General features: G+C 71.4%; 14 protein-coding genes. 10 read left to right on the forward strand and 4 right to left on the reverse strand.

What is annotated here, in order from left to right; genetic code table 11:
- Positions 1-88 precede the first annotated feature (88 nt).
- Together AB0K36_RS14385 and AB0K36_RS14390 are read left to right on the forward strand one after the other, a co-directional pair.
- Complete coding sequence (locus AB0K36_RS14385) at positions 89-1,165, forward strand: serine hydrolase domain-containing protein (protein ID WP_364593112.1); 1,077 nt, start codon at positions 89-91, stop codon at positions 1,163-1,165.
- Between the two features lie 7 nt (positions 1,166-1,172).
- Entirely contained in the window at positions 1,173-1,928 is a 756-nt protein-coding gene (locus AB0K36_RS14390) for an SDR family NAD(P)-dependent oxidoreductase (protein ID WP_364593115.1), read from the forward strand.
- 466 nt (positions 1,929-2,394) lie between these two features.
- On the opposite strand, the gene AB0K36_RS14395 is transcribed toward AB0K36_RS14390, so the two are convergent.
- Entirely contained in the window at positions 2,395-3,258 is an 864-nt protein-coding gene (locus tag AB0K36_RS14395; RefSeq protein WP_364593307.1) for a class I SAM-dependent methyltransferase, read from the reverse strand.
- A gap of 193 nt (positions 3,259-3,451) precedes the next feature.
- Between AB0K36_RS14395 and AB0K36_RS14400 the strand changes: the two genes are divergently transcribed.
- The 4 genes from AB0K36_RS14400 to AB0K36_RS14415 all read left to right on the forward strand — a co-directional run bounded on the left by AB0K36_RS14400 (position 3,452) and on the right by AB0K36_RS14415 (position 6,663).
- Positions 3,452-3,886, forward strand: coding sequence for an ester cyclase (locus AB0K36_RS14400; RefSeq protein WP_005321817.1), 435 nt, complete (start codon positions 3,452-3,454; stop codon positions 3,884-3,886).
- Between the two features lie 3 nt (positions 3,887-3,889).
- The gene (locus tag AB0K36_RS14405; protein WP_364593118.1) at positions 3,890-4,747 is read left to right on the forward strand and encodes an SDR family oxidoreductase; all 858 of its coding nucleotides are present in this window, start codon (positions 3,890-3,892) and stop codon (positions 4,745-4,747) included.
- Complete coding sequence (locus tag AB0K36_RS14410; protein WP_364593121.1) at positions 4,744-5,616, forward strand: NmrA/HSCARG family protein; 873 nt, start codon at positions 4,744-4,746, stop codon at positions 5,614-5,616. The genes AB0K36_RS14405 and AB0K36_RS14410 overlap by 4 nt, the downstream gene beginning before the upstream one ends.
- 159 nt (positions 5,617-5,775) lie before the next feature.
- Positions 5,776-6,663, forward strand: a complete 888-nt coding sequence (locus tag AB0K36_RS14415; protein ID WP_364593123.1) for a universal stress protein — start codon at positions 5,776-5,778, stop codon at positions 6,661-6,663.
- A 5-nt stretch (positions 6,664-6,668) separates the two neighbouring features.
- Here the strand turns inward: AB0K36_RS14415 and AB0K36_RS14420 are convergent, their stop codons facing one another.
- Genes AB0K36_RS14420 through AB0K36_RS14430 form a run of 3 tightly spaced genes read right to left on the reverse strand, consistent with a single transcriptional unit; the run spans position 6,669 to position 10,506 of the window.
- A complete protein-coding gene (locus tag AB0K36_RS14420) occupies positions 6,669-7,202 on the reverse strand; it encodes a gluconokinase (RefSeq protein ID WP_364593125.1) in 534 nt (177 codons plus the stop codon).
- A 53-nt stretch (positions 7,203-7,255) separates the two neighbouring features.
- Complete coding sequence (locus tag AB0K36_RS14425; RefSeq protein ID WP_364593128.1) at positions 7,256-8,683, reverse strand: glucose-6-phosphate dehydrogenase; 1,428 nt, start codon at positions 8,681-8,683, stop codon at positions 7,256-7,258.
- A complete protein-coding gene (locus AB0K36_RS14430) occupies positions 8,680-10,506 on the reverse strand; it encodes a glycoside hydrolase family 15 protein (RefSeq protein ID WP_364593131.1) in 1,827 nt (608 codons plus the stop codon). The genes AB0K36_RS14425 and AB0K36_RS14430 overlap by 4 nt, the downstream gene beginning before the upstream one ends.
- 378 nt (positions 10,507-10,884) lie before the next feature.
- Between AB0K36_RS14430 and AB0K36_RS14435 the strand changes: the two genes are divergently transcribed.
- From AB0K36_RS14435 to AB0K36_RS14450, 4 genes are all read left to right on the forward strand, one after another.
- Entirely contained in the window at positions 10,885-11,931 is a 1,047-nt protein-coding gene (locus AB0K36_RS14435; protein WP_364593134.1) for a lactonase family protein, read from the forward strand.
- Positions 11,932-12,377: 446 nt separating this feature from the next.
- A complete protein-coding gene (locus tag AB0K36_RS14440; RefSeq protein ID WP_364593137.1) occupies positions 12,378-14,168 on the forward strand; it encodes an IlvD/Edd family dehydratase in 1,791 nt (596 codons plus the stop codon).
- Positions 14,155-15,177 (forward strand): C-terminal binding protein, encoded by a 1,023-nt coding sequence (locus AB0K36_RS14445; protein ID WP_364593139.1) that lies wholly within the window; start codon positions 14,155-14,157, stop codon positions 15,175-15,177. The genes AB0K36_RS14440 and AB0K36_RS14445 overlap by 14 nt, the downstream gene beginning before the upstream one ends.
- Positions 15,177-16,001: a universal stress protein gene (locus AB0K36_RS14450; protein ID WP_364593142.1), complete on the forward strand. Its 825-nt coding sequence runs from the start codon at positions 15,177-15,179 to the stop codon at positions 15,999-16,001. The genes AB0K36_RS14445 and AB0K36_RS14450 overlap by 1 nt, the downstream gene beginning before the upstream one ends.
- The last annotated feature ends 264 nt before the right edge of the window (positions 16,002-16,265 follow it).

Below are 16,265 nucleotides of genomic sequence, written 5' to 3' on the forward strand. Positions count from 1 at the left end.
CGCCCCTTCTGGCGGGCGGCGCCGTTTCGCGGACACTCCCCCGGGCCCTGTGCACGGACCGATTCGCCACCCGATGGGGGTTTGACGCATGACGCAGACGACGATCGACCGGCCGGGGGTCTCGGCTCTTCAGGAGGCCGTGCAGGGCGCGGCGGACCGGCTGGTCCAGGCCGGTGCGGCCGGCGTGCAGTTCCGGGTCACCCGGGGGGACAACTCCTTCGTCGTCACCTCGGGGATCGCGGAGCTGGGCTCGGACCGGCCGGTTCCCGCGGACGGCCGTTTCCGTATCTCGTGCATCACCAAGCCGTTCGTGGCCGTGGTGGTGCTGCAGCTGGTCGCCGAGGGCCGCCTGGACCTGGACCGCACGGTGGAGAGCTACCTGCCGGGGCTGCTGCCGTACGGCGAGAAGATCACCGTCCGGAACCTGATGCAGCACACCAGCGGCCTGTACAACTACATGGACTCGTTCCAGAAGCCGGGCGACCGGTTCCTGCGCGACCGCTACAAGCACTACGAGCCCGAGGACCTGATCGCCATCGCGGCGGCCAAGCCGCTGGAGTTCGAGCCGGGCACGAAGTTCGCGTACTGCAACACCAACTACTTCATCGTCGGCCTGCTCATCAAGAAGATCACCGGCCGCTCCTACCGCGAGGAGATCACCGAGCGGGTCCTGGAGCCGCTGGGACTGAAGGAGACGACGCTGCCGGGCGACGACCCGAACATCCCCGGGCCGCACGCCCGCGGCTACATGCAGATCGGCGGCGAGCCGGTCGACGTGACGCTGATGAACCCCTCGGAGGCGGGCTGCGCGGGCGAGATCATCTCCACCACCGCGGACCTGGACCGGTTCTTCGCGGCCCTGTTCAGCGGGGAGCTGCTGAACGAGCCGGAGTTCACCGAGATGACGACGCCGCTGCCGCCGGAGATGATCGAGAACCTGCCGATGGGCATCGGCTACGGCCTGGGCATCATGAAGCTGGAGAACGACGACGACCTGGACCTGTGGGGTCACGGCGCCGGCATCCCCGGCTACGCCACGTTCGCGGCCACCACCCGTGACCTGAACGCGCGGGTGCAGCTGTCGTTCACGATCGGCGACAAGGACTTCGGCCCGGAGGCCGAGCAGGCCGTCATCCGCGGTGTCAACACCGCCCTGTGCTCCTGAGGCCGCGATGACGGACCAGGTGAGGCAATCGGTCGTCGTCACCGGCGGCGGCACGGGAATCGGCGCCGCCACGGCCCGCGCTTTCGCGGACGACGGTGCGCATGTGCTCATTGTCGGACGCAGTGAGTCGACGCTGAAGGAAACAGCGGACGGGCACGACCGGATTCGTATTCTGGTCGCCGATGTCCACGACCATGATGCGCCGGAACTCATTGTCCGTACGGCGCTCGAGGAATTCGGCCGTCTCGATGTTCTCGTGAACAATGCGGCGGTCACCGGATTCGCGTCCCTGGACGGTCTGGAACGCGATTCCGTGCGTCAGCAGTTGGGGACGAATCTGCTCGCGCCCGTGTTTTTGACGCAGGCGGCCCTGGACGCGCTCGAGGAGGCCGGCGGGGTCGTGGTGAACGTCAGCTCGGCGGGTTCGCTGGGCCGCCGCGCCTGGCCGGAGAACTCGGTGTACGGGATGGCGAAGGTGGCGCTCGACTTCCTGACCCGCACCTGGGCCGTCGAGCTCGCGCCGCGTGGCATCCGCTCGGTCGGTATCGCGCCCGGTGTCGTGGACACCGGTGTGGGGGTGCGGGCCGGCATGCCGGCGGAAGCCTACGAGGCGTTCCTCGCGCAGATGGCGGAGCGGATCCCGGCGGGCCGGGTCGGCCGGCCGGAGGACATCGCCTGGTGGATCGTGCAGTTGACCCGGCCGGAGGCCGGCTACGCCAACGGCACGGTCGTGGCGGTGGACGGCGCGCTGTCGGTGACCTGACGCCCGGCACGCACCTGAAGCGGCCCCCGGGGGTTTCCCCGGGGGCCGCTCCCATGCGTTTCCGCTGCCGTACGCCCCGCCGCCGGTACGGGTCGCGCCGGCGCGGGTGTGGCCCGCCAACGCACGCTCGGTCCGCCGCCCGTGCGGCCCCGCCGGTGCGGCCCCGCCGGTGCGGGCGGTCCGCCGCCCGTGCGGGTGGCCCGCCGCCCGTGCGGGTGGCCCGCCGACATGCGCTCGACCCGCCGCTTATGCGGGTTGACCGCCACCCGTGCGGAAGGACCGCCGCCGGTGCTGGCGGTCCGCCAACGCACGCTCACCCCTCCGCCGGTGCGAGCAGACTGCACCCGTGCGAGTTGACCGCCGCCGGTGCGGGCGGTCCGCCAACGCGCGCTCGACCCGCCGCCCGTGCGGGCGGGCCACCGGTGCTCGGCGCGGCCCCGCCAGCAGCCCTGCGGGCTGCGCCGCGTCAGCGGGCGACGGTGGCGGTGACGTAGCGGACCGGGACGTCGATGCGGATGAGGCCGTCGGCGTCGCGCAGGGCGTCGAGTTCGCCGGTCAGGCGGGCGCGCAGGGCGGCGGCCTCGTCGGTGGGCAGGTGCTGCCACAGCAGCCGCATGCCCTGCGTGTGGGACCACTCGACCCAGTCCTCGCCGCTCGCGGCGGTCATCTCCACCACCTCGTCGGTGATGACGGCGTCGGTGAATCCGGCCTGCCGCAGGGCGGTTTCAAGGTCGGCGGGGTCCTCGAGCCAGGAGTGCAGCTGGCGCCGCAGCTGCTCGGGGTGCCAGGCGGGCGGCAGGTGCTGGAGCAGCGACATGGGGATCCAGCGGCTGAACAGCGGCGGCAGGAAGGGGAATTCGTCCTTGTGGAAGACGGGGCTGGTGAAGGCGATCCGGCCGCCGTCGCGCAGCAGGCCGGCGTAGCGGGCGAGGGCGGCGCGGGCGTCGGGCAGGAAGATGACGCTGTAGCTGCCCATGACGAGGTCGAAGGACCGGGCGGGCAGGTCGGGGTGTTCGCCGTCCATGACCCGCAGTTCGACGTTGTCGATGCCCTGGCGCCGCGCCTCCTGGCCGGCCTGTTCGATCATCGCCTCGGCGATGTCGATGCCCAGCGCGTGGCCGGTGGGGCCGACCTGGGCGGCGGCGGGCAGCAGGGTGGCGCCGAGGCCGCAGCCGACGTCGAGGAGCCGCTGTCCGGGCTGCGGGCGGGCGTGCTCGACGAGTCGGCGGCCCATGGGGGTGAAGAACTCGACCCCGAGCCGGTCGTAGGCCGCCGCGGCCTTGTTGAAGGCGGCGGTGACTTTCGTCTTGTAGGTGGTCGCGGTGTCCACGGTCAGCTCCGGGGGTGGTGGCGGCATGGATCTGTTCACGGTGAATGCTGCGGCTTTCCGGCCGGGTGGTGGTGGAGGACCGTTCGAGAGCCGGTCGACGGCGGCAAATCGCTGCTTGCCCGGCCTCTTCGGCCACCGCACAATGTCGGCCAGTGTCCTGAATTTCTGCTGGGCGCCCGGCGAAGGGAATGCGATGAGCAGTCATATAGCGGCGGTGCGCCGCATGGTGGAGGCGTACAACACGGGAAAGACCGATGACGTCGCGGAATTCATCCACCCGGATTATCTGAATCCGGCGACGATGGAGCACATGGACCTGCGTGGTCCCGACTCGTTCGCGATGGCCGTGAAGTGGCTGAAGATGACCTTCTCCGAGGAGGCGTATCTCGAGGAGGTCCTCATCGAGGAGCGCGGCGACTGGGTGCGCGCCAACCTCGTCCTGTACGGCCGTCATGTCGGCAACCTGGTGGGCATGGCGCCGACCGGGCGCCGTTTCTCCGGGGAGCAGATCCATCTGATCCGCCTGGTCGACGGCAAGATCCGTGACCACCGTGACTGGCCGGACTACCAGGGCACCTACCGGCAGCTCGGGTCGCCGTGGCCGGAGCCGAACGGCTGGAGGGACTGAGCCATGATCCTTGTCACCGGAGCGACCGGCAAAGTGGGCCGTGAGGCCGTGGAACAGCTCGCCGCGGCGGGCCGCCGGGTGCGGGCCCTGAGCCGTACGCCCGAGGAGGCGAACCTGCCGGCCGGCGTCGAGGTGGTGGCGGGCTCCCCCGCCGCCCCGGCGTCGCTGGCGGCCGCGTTCGCGGGGGTGAGTTCGGCGCTGGTGGTGCTGTCCGGCGATGTGGCGGGCGAGGCCCGTAACGTCGCCGCGGCCGCGGCGGCGTCGGGCGTGGGGCACCTGGTGTTCCTGTCGTCGGCGAGCGTGCTGCACCCGCTGCCGCACGGCATCGCGGACGAGCACCGGGCCGCGGAGGAGGCCATCACCGCGTCCGGCGTCGACACGACGTTCCTTCGGCCGGGCCCGTTCCACGCCAACACCTCGTGGTGGATCAAGAGCGTGCGGGAGAGCGGCGCGGTGCGCTGCTGGATCGGCAACAACCCGGGTGCGCCGATCGACGAGTACGACATCGCCTCCTCGGCGGTGGCCGCGCTGACCGACGAGCGCCACCGGGGCAAGGCGTATGTGCTGACCGGTTCCGAGGTGCTGACCTCCGAGGAGCAGGCCCGCATCCTGGGCGATGTCCTGGGCCGTGAGCTGGACTTCTCCGTCGCGCCGCAGGAGGAGGTCGTGGAGGTCTTCGCGGGCATCACCGGCGACCGTCCGGCCGCGGTGACCAATGTGGCCGCCCTGCACAGCCCCGAGGTGCCGTGGTCCCGGCCGACGCCGGCGGTGCGGCTGCTGACCGGCCGCGAGCCGCGCGGCTACCGGGCGTGGGCCGAGGCGAACGCGGCGCTGTTCGCCGCCGAGGAGGTGACCGTATGAGCACCGAGGCCGGTACGGTCCTGGTGACCGGTGCGACGGGTCTGCAGGGCGGGGCGACCGCGCGTGAACTGGTGCGCCGTGGGCGCACGGTGGCGGCGCTGGTGCGCGACCCGGCCTCCGAGGCGGCCCGTGCGCTGGCCGGCCTGGGCGTGACGCTCGTGCGCGGCGACCTGGACGACGAGGCGTCGCTGCGTGCCGCGATGGAGGGTGTGCAGGGGGTGTTCTCCGTGCAGACGTTCATGACGCCCAAGGGCCTGGGCGGCGAGGTCCGTCAGGGCCGCGCGGTGGCGCGGGCGGCGAAGGCCGCCGGCGTGGCGCACGTCGTGTACAGCTCGGTGGGCGGCGCGGAACGGCACAGCGGCGTACCGCACTTCGAGTCCAAGCGGCACATCGAGCGGTATCTGCAGGAGCTCTCCGTGCCGGTGACGGTGCTGCGTCCGTCGTTCTTCATGGACAACTTCGCCGCGCACGGCCCGCAGAACGTCGACGGGACGCTGGTGGTGCAGCTGGCGCTGAAGCCGGACACCCGCGTGCAGTTCATCGCCGTGGAGGACATCGGTTTCTTCGCCGCCGAGGCGTTCGAGCGGCCCGCGGAGTATGTGGGCCGTGCGGTGGAGCTGGCGGGTGACGAGCTGAGCGCGACCGAGGTCGCCGAGGCGTTCGCCGCGCGGACGGGCCTGCCGGCCCGGTTCGAGGAGCTGCCGCTGGACGCGGTGGCGGGGAACCCGTACATCCCCAACGCACCGGAGATCGCTTTGATGTTCGAGTGGTTCCAGGAGCACGGCTACCGGGCGGACATCCCCGCGCTGCGCGCCGAGCACCCGGGGCTGCTGTCGTTCGGGGCGTACCTGAAGTCGCTGGACCTCTGAACTCCGCCCGCCCGACGGGAAGGGGCCCGGACCGCGTCGGCGGTCCGGGCCCCTTCCCGTGGGGGCTTCGCTCCCGACCGCCGGGCAAGAAGTCCGCTATGGGCATGATTCACTGAAAGCGCTTTTTGTCATGAATGTCATGTGAGAGGCGGTACCTTCATGCAACGGCCCGTCATCGCCGGAGTCGACGGCAGCTCCGACAGCCTGATCGCAGCGGGCTGGGCGGCCGGTGAGGCACGACGGCAGGGGGCGCCACTGGTTCTGCTCCACGGTCATGTTCCGCAGCCGGGGTTCTACCGGGTGCTCGCCGGCGACATCGAGCACGAGCGCCGCACGGCGCGGCGACTGCTCGACGACGCTCTGGCGTGGGTGCGCGAACACTTCGACGACGTCGAGGTGAGTGCCGACCTGGTGGTGCAGCCGGAGGCGGAGTTGCTTGTCGAACGCGGCCGGGACGCACAGATGATCGTGCTCGGCTCCCGCCGGCCGGGCCCGGTGACGGGCTTCTTCCTCGGATCGGTCGGACTTCGCGTGCTGGGCCGAGCGGTCTGCCCCGTGGTCATGATCCGCGGCGGCACGGCCGGCCGCCGTCCACGGGACGGCGAGATCGTGGCAGGTGTGCCCCGGGAGGAGGAGGCCGAAGCGGTCCTGGACTTCGCCTTCCGGGCCGCCGCCGCGCGCGGTGTCCCGCTGCGCGCGGCGCGCGCGTGGAACCTGCCGGCAATGTTCACCTACGAGCCCGAGCTGGTGCGCCGCGCGGATGAGCACGGTGGGCTGGAGGAGGTCCACCGCCATGACCTCGCGGAGCTTCTGGCGCCGTGGCGTGAGCGCTATCCGCAGGTCACGGTGGTGGAACATGTCCAACCGGGTCCGACTGCGGAAATGCTGGTGTCTTTGGCGGCTGCGGCTCAGCTCCTCGTCGTCGGCCGCCGTGCCGAACCCCGCAGCCGCTATGTGGGGCATGTCGCCCACGCGACCCTCCACTTCGCCGACGCGCCCATCGCCCTCGTTCCTCACCCGACGGAGACACGGGCCACTGATACGTGACCCCGTCAGAAGGCCCCGGGTCCGGTGAGCAGCTTCATGGCCGTCCGGACGATCTCCTCGGGAGCCGGTGCGGCATCCAGCAAGGCTCCTCTCTCGTCCGGTTCGAGAGGCTCGAGCGTGGCGAGCTGGGAGTCGAGCAGGCTCTCGGGCATGAAGTGGCCCCTGCGCCCGCCGAGCCGGTCCGCGAGCACCGTGCGGTCGGCCGTGAGCTGGAAGAAGGTCACGGCGGGGCAGGCCGCCCTCAGGATGTCCCGATAGCGTCGCCGCAGGGCGGAGCAGGCCGCCACTCCCCCACGGCCGGTGGCGTCGCGTTCGCGCAGCCAGCGCCCGACGGCCTCCAGCCACGGCCCGCGGTCCCGATCGTCCAGCGCGACTCCCGACGCCATCTTCCGGATGCTGGCGGGAGAGTGGAAGTCGTCGGCCTCGGCGAAGGGAACCTCCAGGCGCTCGGCCAGCTGCCGGGCGACCGTCGACTTCCCGGCCCCGGACACCCCGGTGATCACGACACACGGAGAGCGGCTCTCGGTTCGGTGGGCCATCGCCCCTCCTCCAGGACCGGCGTGCGGTGACCGGTGCGGCACGGCTGTCGTGGTCAGGAGTCGGCCGGCATGACCGCCTCCTCGTGCAGCAGGTCGTCCCGCCGCTCAGGGGTGATCTGGCGTGGAGCGGGCCCGTCCGAGCCGGCCGGATACTCCTCCAGGGGCACCAGGTCCCTCTCCCAGGCGGACAGGACCGGCTCGACGACGCGCCAGGCCTCCTCGGCCTCGTCGCCGCGGATGGACAGCGCGGGATCACCGTGGAGAACGTCCAGCAGCAGACGGCCGTAGGCCGGCAGAGCGGGGGCGTCCATCTCGGCGGTCAACGAGAGCGGTGTGAGGTTCTCGGCACGCGAGCCGATCGCGGTCATGTCCATGCTCAGGCTCTCGGGTTCCAGTCCGAAACGCAGCACGTTGGGCCGGACGTCCTGGTCCTGGCCGAAGGGCAGGTGAGGAACGGACCGGAAGCGCACCGCGACCTCCTTGCGGTCCTTGCCGAGGGCCTTGCCGCTCCGCAGACGGAACCGGGTGCCCGCCCAGCGCCAGCTGTCCAGTTCCAGGACGATCTCGGCGAAGGTCTCGGTCCGGCGCCGCGCGTCGACACCGTCCTCGTCGACATAGGCGGGCACCGCGTGGTCGGCGCCCCGGCCGGAGGAGTAGCGGGCGCGGCGCGTGCGGTGCGCGACGTCGAAGTCGGTCAGCGGCCGCACCGATCGCAGCACGTCGACCTTCCGGTCCCGCAGGTCCCGTTCGCCGAGGGTGAGCGGCGGCTCCATGGCGACCAGGCACAGCAGTTGCAGCAGGTGGTTCTGCACCATGTCCTTCAGCGCGCCCACATGGTCGTAGTAGCCGGCCCTCCCTTCCAGCGCGAGGGTCTCGTCCCAGACGATCTCGATCTCGGCGATGTGCGTGCTGTTCCAGATCGGTTCGAGCACCCGGTTGGCGAGCCTGCTGCCGAGGACGTTCTGAACGGTCGTCATGGCGAGGAAGTGGTCGACCCGGAAGACGGCGCGCTCGGGTACGAGATCGGCGAGCAGCCGGTTCAGCTCCTGTGCGCCGGCGAGGTCCTCACCGAAAGGCTTCTCCAGGACGATGCGGCTCCCCGGGGGCAGCCCCGCCTTGTGCAGGGCGGTCACCGCCGCCGGGAAGAGCGCCGGGGGAAGGGCGAGGTAGACGGCTACGGGGTCCTCACCGGCGACGGCCGCGCCCACGTCCGCGGGGTTGGTGACGTCGGCCCTGCGGTAGTCCGCCGAGGCCGTGACGGCTCGTCGGGCGTCGGCCGGGAGGCCGGTGCCGTGGCGTTCGAGCTGGGCGGCGGCCCACTCCCGGTAGCGTTCGCCGTCCCGGTCCTCCCGGCTGGCGCCCGTCAGGCTGAACCGGTCGTCGATGTGTCCCGCCGCGTGCAGGGCGGCCAGCGCCGGCAGGAGGAAGCGGCCCGTGAGGTCGCCCGTCCCGCCGAAGACGACGAGGCGTCGGATGGTCATCGGGAACCGCCCCTCGCCCGCTCGAGGTTGACGCCGCTGGCGATGATGCCGATGTGGCTGAACGCCTGGGGGAAGTTGCCCATGAAAGCTCCCGTGGTCGGGTCGATCTGCTCCGAGAGCAGCCCGAGTGGGCTCGCTCGCGAGCACAGCGACACGTACAGTTCCTCGGCCTCCTCCAGCCGGCCCTGGGCGATCAGGTTGTCCACCATCCAGAAGCTGCACAGGACGAAGGCCCCCTCGTCGCCCTGGAGGCCGTCGGGGTGATCGTCGTGCAGATAGCGGTAGAGCAGCCCACCGCCGGCCGAGAGGCGTTCGGCGACGGCCCGGGTGGTCGCCACCATCCGTGGATGGCCGGCCGGTACGACGTGGCGCAGCGGCAGGTTCAGCAGGCTCGCGTCGACGACGCCGCCGCCGTCGAGGTAGACGCTGAGTGTCTGTGCGTCCTCGTCCCAGGACTGTTCCAGGATGAGGTCGCGCAACCGGTCCGCCGCGTCGCGCCAGCCGCCGATGTCGCCGGGCAGACGGAAGCGCTCAGCGATCTGCGCCGCCCGGTCCAGGGCCACGTGGCACAGCCCGGCGGAGTAGGTGAACGGACGGCCCTCGCTGCGGATCTCCCACAGGCCCTGGTCCGGCCGGCGCCAGGCGTGGCCGGCCGTGTCGGCGAGCCCGGCCAGGCTGGCCCACATGGCGGGCTGGATCTCGCCGCCCCGGCGCAGCCACTGGTCGGCGCAGTCCAGGATCTCGCCGTACACGTCGTGCTGGCGCTGGTCGGCGGCGCCGTTGCCCCAGCGGACGGGTGAGGAGCCGCGGTAGCCCTCCAGCTCGGCGTCCTCGATCTCGTCCGGCACCAGGTCGCCGTCGAGGGTGTACATGATGCGTGGCCGGCGGCTGCGTTCGAAGGCGTCGAGGACCCAGCCGAGGAAGGCGTCGGCCTCGCCGTCGAAGCCGATGCGGCGCAGCGCGAAGACCGCGAAGGCGGCGTCCCGGATCCAGGCGTAGCGGTAGTCCCAGTTCCGGATTCCTCCGATGGGCGCGGGCAGGGAGGAGGTGGGGGCGGCGGCGAGCGAGCCGTTGGCCCAGTCGTCGCACATCTTCAAGGTGATCGCGGCACGCCGGACGAGTGCTTCCTGCGGACCGGCGTAGTCGCAGGACCGCATCCATCTGCGCCAGGCGTCTTCCGTCTGGCGGAGCATGGCGTCGGGGTCGAAGCGGTGGTGGCGGTGGAAGCGTCCCCAGGACAGCACGAGGTCGAGACGGTCTCCCTGCCGCAGGTCGTGCACGGTGCGCAGGCCGCTCAGGGGACGGTTGGAGCGCAGGTGGAGGCGCAGGCCTGTCCTGAGGGCGGGTTGTACCTCCAGTCCGCTGTACAGCTGGTGGGTCTGCGCGCCGCCGCGCGGCTCCAGGTCCACGTCGAGACGTACGTCTCCGTCCAGGACGAGCACGGAGCGGACGAGTTCCCCGCGGCTGGACGGCGCGTCGTCGGACAGGTCGGCCCCGGAGCGCAGGACCAGCGCGTCCGTGACGCGCACCAGACCCGTGTCGCTGCGCAACTCGGTGTGCAGCACGCCGGTGTCGGGCTCGTACCGCTGGCGCGCTTCGCGCAGGTTCCGCGGTGTCACGGTGAAGTGGCCGCCGCGGGTGCGGTCCAGCAGCGCGCAGAACACGGGTTCGGCGTCGAACCGGGGCAGGCACATCCAGGGGATGGTGCCGTCGAGGCCGACGAGCGCCGCGGTCGTGCCGTCCCCGATCAGGCCGAGGTCCTCGAGCGGCAGGTAGCCGTCCGGCCGGCGAACCGGCCGGAACGGCGGGTCGGAGTCGTGCATTCCGTTCGCTCCTTGACCGGTCTCGGGCTTTCGCGTGTACGCCTGCTCGGGTCGGGGCGGCCGCCGGTGGGCCGTCCAGAGGCTCACCGGCACCTTGACGACGTCCTCGAGCTTCTGGTCCGACACCTCGAAGGCGCGCTCCGTCTCGTCGAAGGAGTACGTGTGGTCATGCGTGTGGGGTCGAGGCGGCCTTTCTCCAGGATGCGCAGCAGCCGCTCCGTACCCCGGGTCGCGCCACCGCTGTCCGCCCGCGGCGCGGAATCCACTCCAGACTCGTCGAGGCCCACCCCTGCCGCAAGCGGCCACCTCGGGAATTGGTGCACCCGGGACAGCGACGGGCCGACCCGGTCCGCCGGCCGTCCCATAGGGTGGTGGACCATGAACGGCACGGATGCGGTGAGGGCTTTCATCGGTTGCTTCACGTCGGCCGGGGGACGGGGAATCGTCCAGGCCGCGGTGGATCCGCGCACCGGAGCCCTGACCGCGGCAGGCACCGTCGAAACCGTTCACAACCCCTCGTATCTGGCTGTCGGGCACCGTGAGCGGGGCCCGGTTCTGTACTGCGTGTCCGAAACGGCCCAAGGAGCGGTCGCCGGCTTCGACGTCTCGGGGCCGGTCCCCCGGCCGCTCGGTGAGCCCGTCCCGACGGGAGCGGCCGACCCGACGCACCTCACCGTCTGTCAGGACCACCTGGTGACGGCGGACTACGGATCCGGGAGCGTCACCGTGCTGCCGCTGGCCGCCGACGGCACCCCGCTCGCGCCGAGCGGCGTGCTGCGCCACGAGGGATCCGGGCCGGACGCGGAACGCCAGTCGGCCCCGCACGCCCATCAGGTGGTCCGGGACCCTTCGGGAGGCTGGGTGCTGAGCGTCGACCTCGGCACCGACTCGGTGCGGGTCTGCTCCCTGGACCCGGGCACCGGGCAGCTCACCCTCCACAGCGTCATGGGCCTGCCCCCGGGCACCGGCCCGCGCCACCTCGTCCTCCACCCGCGCGGAGGCCACGCGTACGTGCTCGGCGAGCTGCGGCCCACCGTCACGGTCTGTCGCTGGGACCCGGCGACCGGGGTGCTGCGGCCGATCGCGGAATGCCCCCTCTTCCCGGACGGCGCCGGCGTTCCGGTGCAGCCGTCCGCCCCCGTCGTCTCCCGGGACGGCCGGCACCTGTGGGCGGCCGTACGCGGCACCGACACCATCGTGGTCCTCTCCCTGGACGAGGCCGGTGAGGTGGCGCGGGTCGTCACGTCGGTGCCGTGCGGAGGCCGCTGGCCACGCGACCTCGCGCTGCACCCGTCGGGCGCCCACCTGTACGCCGCCAACGAGCGATCGGGCGATGTGACCTGGTTCGACGTCGACGCGACGGGGGTGCCCCGCCGCGCCGGGTCACTCGCCGTTCCGGCGGCGTCCAGCGTCGTCTTCGTGTGACGCGGCTCTGTTCGCCGCCGATCGACGGCTCATGTCCCAGGCGCCGCTGACACCGGGGCGGCGTCCGGGACCGGAGTCGGACACGGACTCGAACCTGTGTCCGGCCTTCCTCTTCTCCGCACCCCGGCGACGGCGTCGGAGCCCGCTCCGGCCCGCCTCCGGGCTCGGCGTGCCGGAACGGCCGGGCCGGAGCAGGATGGAGTGACGACCGGCGCGTCGACCGTCGTGCGTCGACCGTCCCCGAGCGGGTCGGCGCGTCACGCGGAACGGGCATGACGAGATCTTGGGCCTGACGCATTCGGACCATGACGTCGTGGATCGATGCAGCGAAGGGACGCGCGACGGGTGAGCCGGCCCGCCCGGGCGGGTGCCCGCGGATTTCTTGCGAGCCACAGCAGCGTCCGCGCCGGGGCGGAACCTTGGACAGGTCGGCGAGGGAGTTCCTTATGTCACCGACGGAGCGCACCACGGGGGAGCTGCGTAGCCAGGCCTGGTGGGACAACGCGGGAAACCCGGAGATGACGGCTCTGTATCTCGAACGGTTCCTGAACTACGGCCTCACGCCGGCAGAACTCCAGTCGGGCCGGCCGATCATCGGCATCGCCCAGACGGGCAACGACCTGGTTCCCTGCAATCGGCACCATCTCGCCCTCGCCGACCGGGTCAAGGCCGGGGTCCGCGACGGTGGCGGCATTCCGTTCGAGTTCCCCGTCCATCCGTTGCAGGAGACCGGAAAGCGCCCCACCGCGGCGTTGGACCGCAACCTCGCCTATCTCGGACTGGTCGAGGTGCTCTACGGATATCCACTCGACGGAGTGGTCCTGACGACGGGCTGCGACAAAACCACACCCGCGTGCCTGACCGCGGCGGCGACCGTGAACATCCCGGCGATCGTCCTGTCCGGCGGGCCCATGCTCAACGGCTATCACAACGGCATGCGGACGGGTTCGGGGCTGGTGATCTGGCAGTCGAAGCGGCTGCTCGCCGCCGGGGAGATCGACTACGCCGAATACATGGCGCGCGTGGCCGCCTCCGCGCCCAGTATCGGGCACTGCAACACGATGGGCACCGCTCTGTCGATGAACAGCCTGGCCGAGGCCCTGGGAATGTCCCTGCCCGGCTGTGCGGCGATCCCGGCCCCCCACAGCGCGCGGGCGCAAATGGCCTACGACACGGGCCTGCGGGCGGTGACCATCGTGCGGGAGGACCTCACCCCCCGCAAGGTCATGACCCGGCAGGCCTTCGAGAACTCCATCGTCGTCGCATCGGCCATCGCCGCGTCGACGAACGTGCCCATCCACATCAACGCCATCGCGCGTCATGTCGGGGTGGACCTGTCCAACGAGGACTGGCACCGCGTCGGACGCGACATCCCGGTGCTGGTGAACCTCGCTCCCGCGGGGGAGTTCCTCGGCGAGGACTTCCACCGCGCCGGCGGTGTCCCGGCGGTCATGCGGTCGTTGCTGGAAGCGGGACACCTGCACGGCGACGCCGTGACCGTCTCGGGCCGTACCGTGGCCGAGAACCTGGCGGATGTCCCGCCCGCCGACCCGGCGGTCATCCGGCCCGTCGACGATCCCGTCACCGCCAACGGCGGGCTGCTCGTCATGACCGGGAACCTGTTCGACTCCGCGATCATGAAAACGTCGGTCATCACCGACAGCTTCCGGGCCCGCGGCCTGCGACAATCCGGCGATCCATCGGTGTTCGACTTCCGTGCCATCGTCTTCGACGGGCCCGAGGACTACCACGCTCGCATCGAGGATCCGGAGTTGGGCATCGACCAGGACTGCATCCTCGTCATCCGCTACACCGGGCCCGTCGGATATCCCGGCTCCGCCGAGGTCGTGAACATGGAACTTCCCGCGGGGCTGGTCCAGCGAGGCATCACCGCGCTGCCCACGCTCGGTGACGGCCGGCAGAGCGGCACGTCGGACGCACCGTCCATCCTCAACGCCAGCCCCGAGGCCGCGGTCGGCGGCAACCTCGCCGTCCTGCGCACCGGCGACCGGATCCGTCTCGACCTGGACAACGCACGCGTCGACGTCCTCCTGCCGGACGAGGAGATCGCCGCGCGAATGGCCCAGTACACACCCCCGGTGAGGGAGCACCAGACGCCGTGGCAGGAGATCTACCGTTCCACGGTCGGTCAACTGGACAGCGGGGGCTGCCTGGAGCTTGCCGTGTCGTACCAGGACCTCGTCCATACCAAGGGGATTCCTCGTGACTCGCACTGACACCGGCGAAGCGATACTGATCGCCGACTTCGACTTCGGTGACGTGGACATCGAACGCGCGATCGTCGAAGGCGCCGGACTCCGACTCGTCGCCGCGCAGTGCAAGAGCGAGGACGAGGTCATCGAGGCGGGACGGGAGGCCGGCGGCATCCTGACCCAGTACGCGCCGGTCGGTTCCCGCGCCATCGACGCGTTGACCCGCTGCCGGGTGATCGCCCGCTACGGCACCGGCGTGGACATCGTCGACGTCGACGCCGCGACCCGCCGCGGGATCCAGGTCACCAACGCGCCGAACGACTGGTGCGCCGAAGAGGTCGCCGACCACGCCATCGCGCTGTGGCTCGCGGCCGCCCGCAAGATCTGCCGGTACGACCGGGCGACCCGGCAGGGCGAATGGCACTGGAAGACCGGAGAGCCCATCCACAGGCTGAAGGGACAGGTGCTGGGCCTGCTGTCCTTCGGCTCCATCGCACGGCTCATCGCCGAACGCGCGCAAGCGTTCGGCGTCGAGGTGTGGGCGCACGACCCGTATCTCGACCAGGCCGAGATACGGGCACTCCAGGTCCGGCCGGTGTCCTTCGACGACCTCGTGGAAGGTGCCGACTGTCTGGTGGTCCAATCGCCGCTCACCCCACAGACCCACCACACCTTCGACCGTACGACGCTCCGCCGGATGAAGCCGACCGCCGTCCTCGTCAACACCGCACGCGGGCCCATCGTGGAGGATGCGGCGCTCCACCAGGCGCTCACCGAAGGATGGATCGCCGGCGCGGCGCTGGACGACCTCGAGGAGGAACCCGCGAAGCAACGCGGCTGGCTCCCGAGCAACCCCCTCTTCGAGCTGCCCAACGTGATCATCACCCCTCACGCCGCCTACTACTCCGAGGAATCCATGAGGACGGTACGGAGCATCGCCGCCGAAGAGGCCGTACGCGTGGTGACCGGGCAACCGGCACGATTCCCTGTCAACGAGCCGACGGCCGGCTCCCGCCCGCACGTGGAGGAGTGATGGGCAACTCGGTGGTTGTGGGAACTGACGGCTCGTCGTCGAGTCTCGTCGCGGTGGAGACGGCCGCCAGGGAGGCCCGGCGCCGTCGTGCGGACCTGCGCGTGGTGTACGCCCTCGACTGGCCCGTCAGACCCATGTACGCGCCGCGGGACACCACACCGCTCCACCAACTGGTCAGCGAGGCCGCGGAGCGTGCGCGGGGCGTGGCACCGGAGGTGGCGGTCACCGACGCCGTCGTGCCCGGCGACACGGTGACGGTGCTGGAGAACGAGTCCCGGTCGGCGGACCTGCTGGTGGTGGGCGCGCGCGGGGTGGGAGGCATCATCGGCATGCTGCTGGGTTCGACGGCGGCGTCCGTGACGGCCCACAGTCGCTGCCCGGTGATGGTGGCCCGCGAGGGCTCTGCCGACACCGGCCCGATCGTGCTGTGTGTCGACGGCTCCCCCGCCGGTGAGAAGGCGGTCGAGTTCGCCTTCGCCGAGGCGGCGCTGCGCGGAGCCGAGATCGCGGCCGTGCACGCATGGCTGCCGGATCACGCGCCGGCCGGCACCGGTGTCGAGAGCGCGGAGCGGCTGCTGGCCCAGGCACTCGCCGGGCACGCACAGAAGCATCCGGACGTCACGGTCGGACGCGAGGTGGCCAGCGGCGAAATTCGGGAAGTGCTGATCGAACGCAGTGCAAACGCCCAACTCATGGTCGCGGGAGCTCGGGGGCGTGGCGGATTCACCGGCCTGCTCCTGGGGTCGGTGAGCCAGGCGCTGCTGCACCACGCGCACAGTTCCGTCGTCGTCGTCCGGGACAGGACGGGATCAGACGCGTCGTGAGAAGACGTCCGTCCATGGCCTGTGCCACCCCCGTGGGTACGGGGACGGGGTCAGGTCGCGTCCTTCCCGGGGCCACCGGTGTCAGCTGATCCGACCACACCGTCGGGTGCGATCGGACGGCCTGGGACCGCGTCCGGATCGTCATCGGCGTCGGGCTCGTAGCCGCCCGGACGTCCGCCCGTTCGGACGCGCCCAGGTTGCCCCGCCGGGGCGCCGGAGCAGTCTCGGCGTCGACGGCGGAGCCCATGGCGCCACACCTGAAGG

The sequence above is a fragment of the Streptomyces kurssanovii genome, assembly GCF_040677245.1.
In the GTDB taxonomy this organism is placed as follows: domain Bacteria; phylum Actinomycetota; class Actinomycetes; order Streptomycetales; family Streptomycetaceae; genus Streptomyces; species Streptomyces kurssanovii.

Excerpts from the sequence above, each read along its gene's own strand:
- AB0K36_RS14405 (WP_364593118.1), top strand. The coding sequence starts at position 3,890 with ATGATCCTTGTCACCGGAGCGACCGGCAAAGTGGGCCGTGAGGCCGTG.
- AB0K36_RS14435 (WP_364593134.1), top strand. The coding sequence starts at position 10,885 with ATGAACGGCACGGATGCGGTGAGGGCTTTCATCGGTTGCTTCACGTCG.
- AB0K36_RS14425 (WP_364593128.1), bottom strand. The coding sequence starts at position 8,683 with ATGACCATCCGACGCCTCGTCGTCTTCGGCGGGACGGGCGACCTCACG.
- AB0K36_RS14440 (WP_364593137.1), top strand. The coding sequence starts at position 12,378 with ATGTCACCGACGGAGCGCACCACGGGGGAGCTGCGTAGCCAGGCCTGG.
- AB0K36_RS14400 (WP_005321817.1), top strand. The coding sequence starts at position 3,452 with ATGAGCAGTCATATAGCGGCGGTGCGCCGCATGGTGGAGGCGTACAAC.
- AB0K36_RS14415 (WP_364593123.1), top strand. The coding sequence starts at position 5,776 with ATGCAACGGCCCGTCATCGCCGGAGTCGACGGCAGCTCCGACAGCCTG.
- AB0K36_RS14450 (WP_364593142.1), top strand. The coding sequence starts at position 15,177 with ATGGGCAACTCGGTGGTTGTGGGAACTGACGGCTCGTCGTCGAGTCTC.
- AB0K36_RS14385 (WP_364593112.1), top strand. The coding sequence starts at position 89 with ATGACGCAGACGACGATCGACCGGCCGGGGGTCTCGGCTCTTCAGGAG.
- AB0K36_RS14430 (WP_364593131.1), bottom strand. The coding sequence starts at position 10,506 with ATGCACGACTCCGACCCGCCGTTCCGGCCGGTTCGCCGGCCGGACGGC.
- AB0K36_RS14390 (WP_364593115.1), top strand. The coding sequence starts at position 1,173 with ATGACGGACCAGGTGAGGCAATCGGTCGTCGTCACCGGCGGCGGCACG.
- AB0K36_RS14420 (WP_364593125.1), bottom strand. The coding sequence starts at position 7,202 with ATGGCCCACCGAACCGAGAGCCGCTCTCCGTGTGTCGTGATCACCGGG.
- AB0K36_RS14410 (WP_364593121.1), top strand. The coding sequence starts at position 4,744 with ATGAGCACCGAGGCCGGTACGGTCCTGGTGACCGGTGCGACGGGTCTG.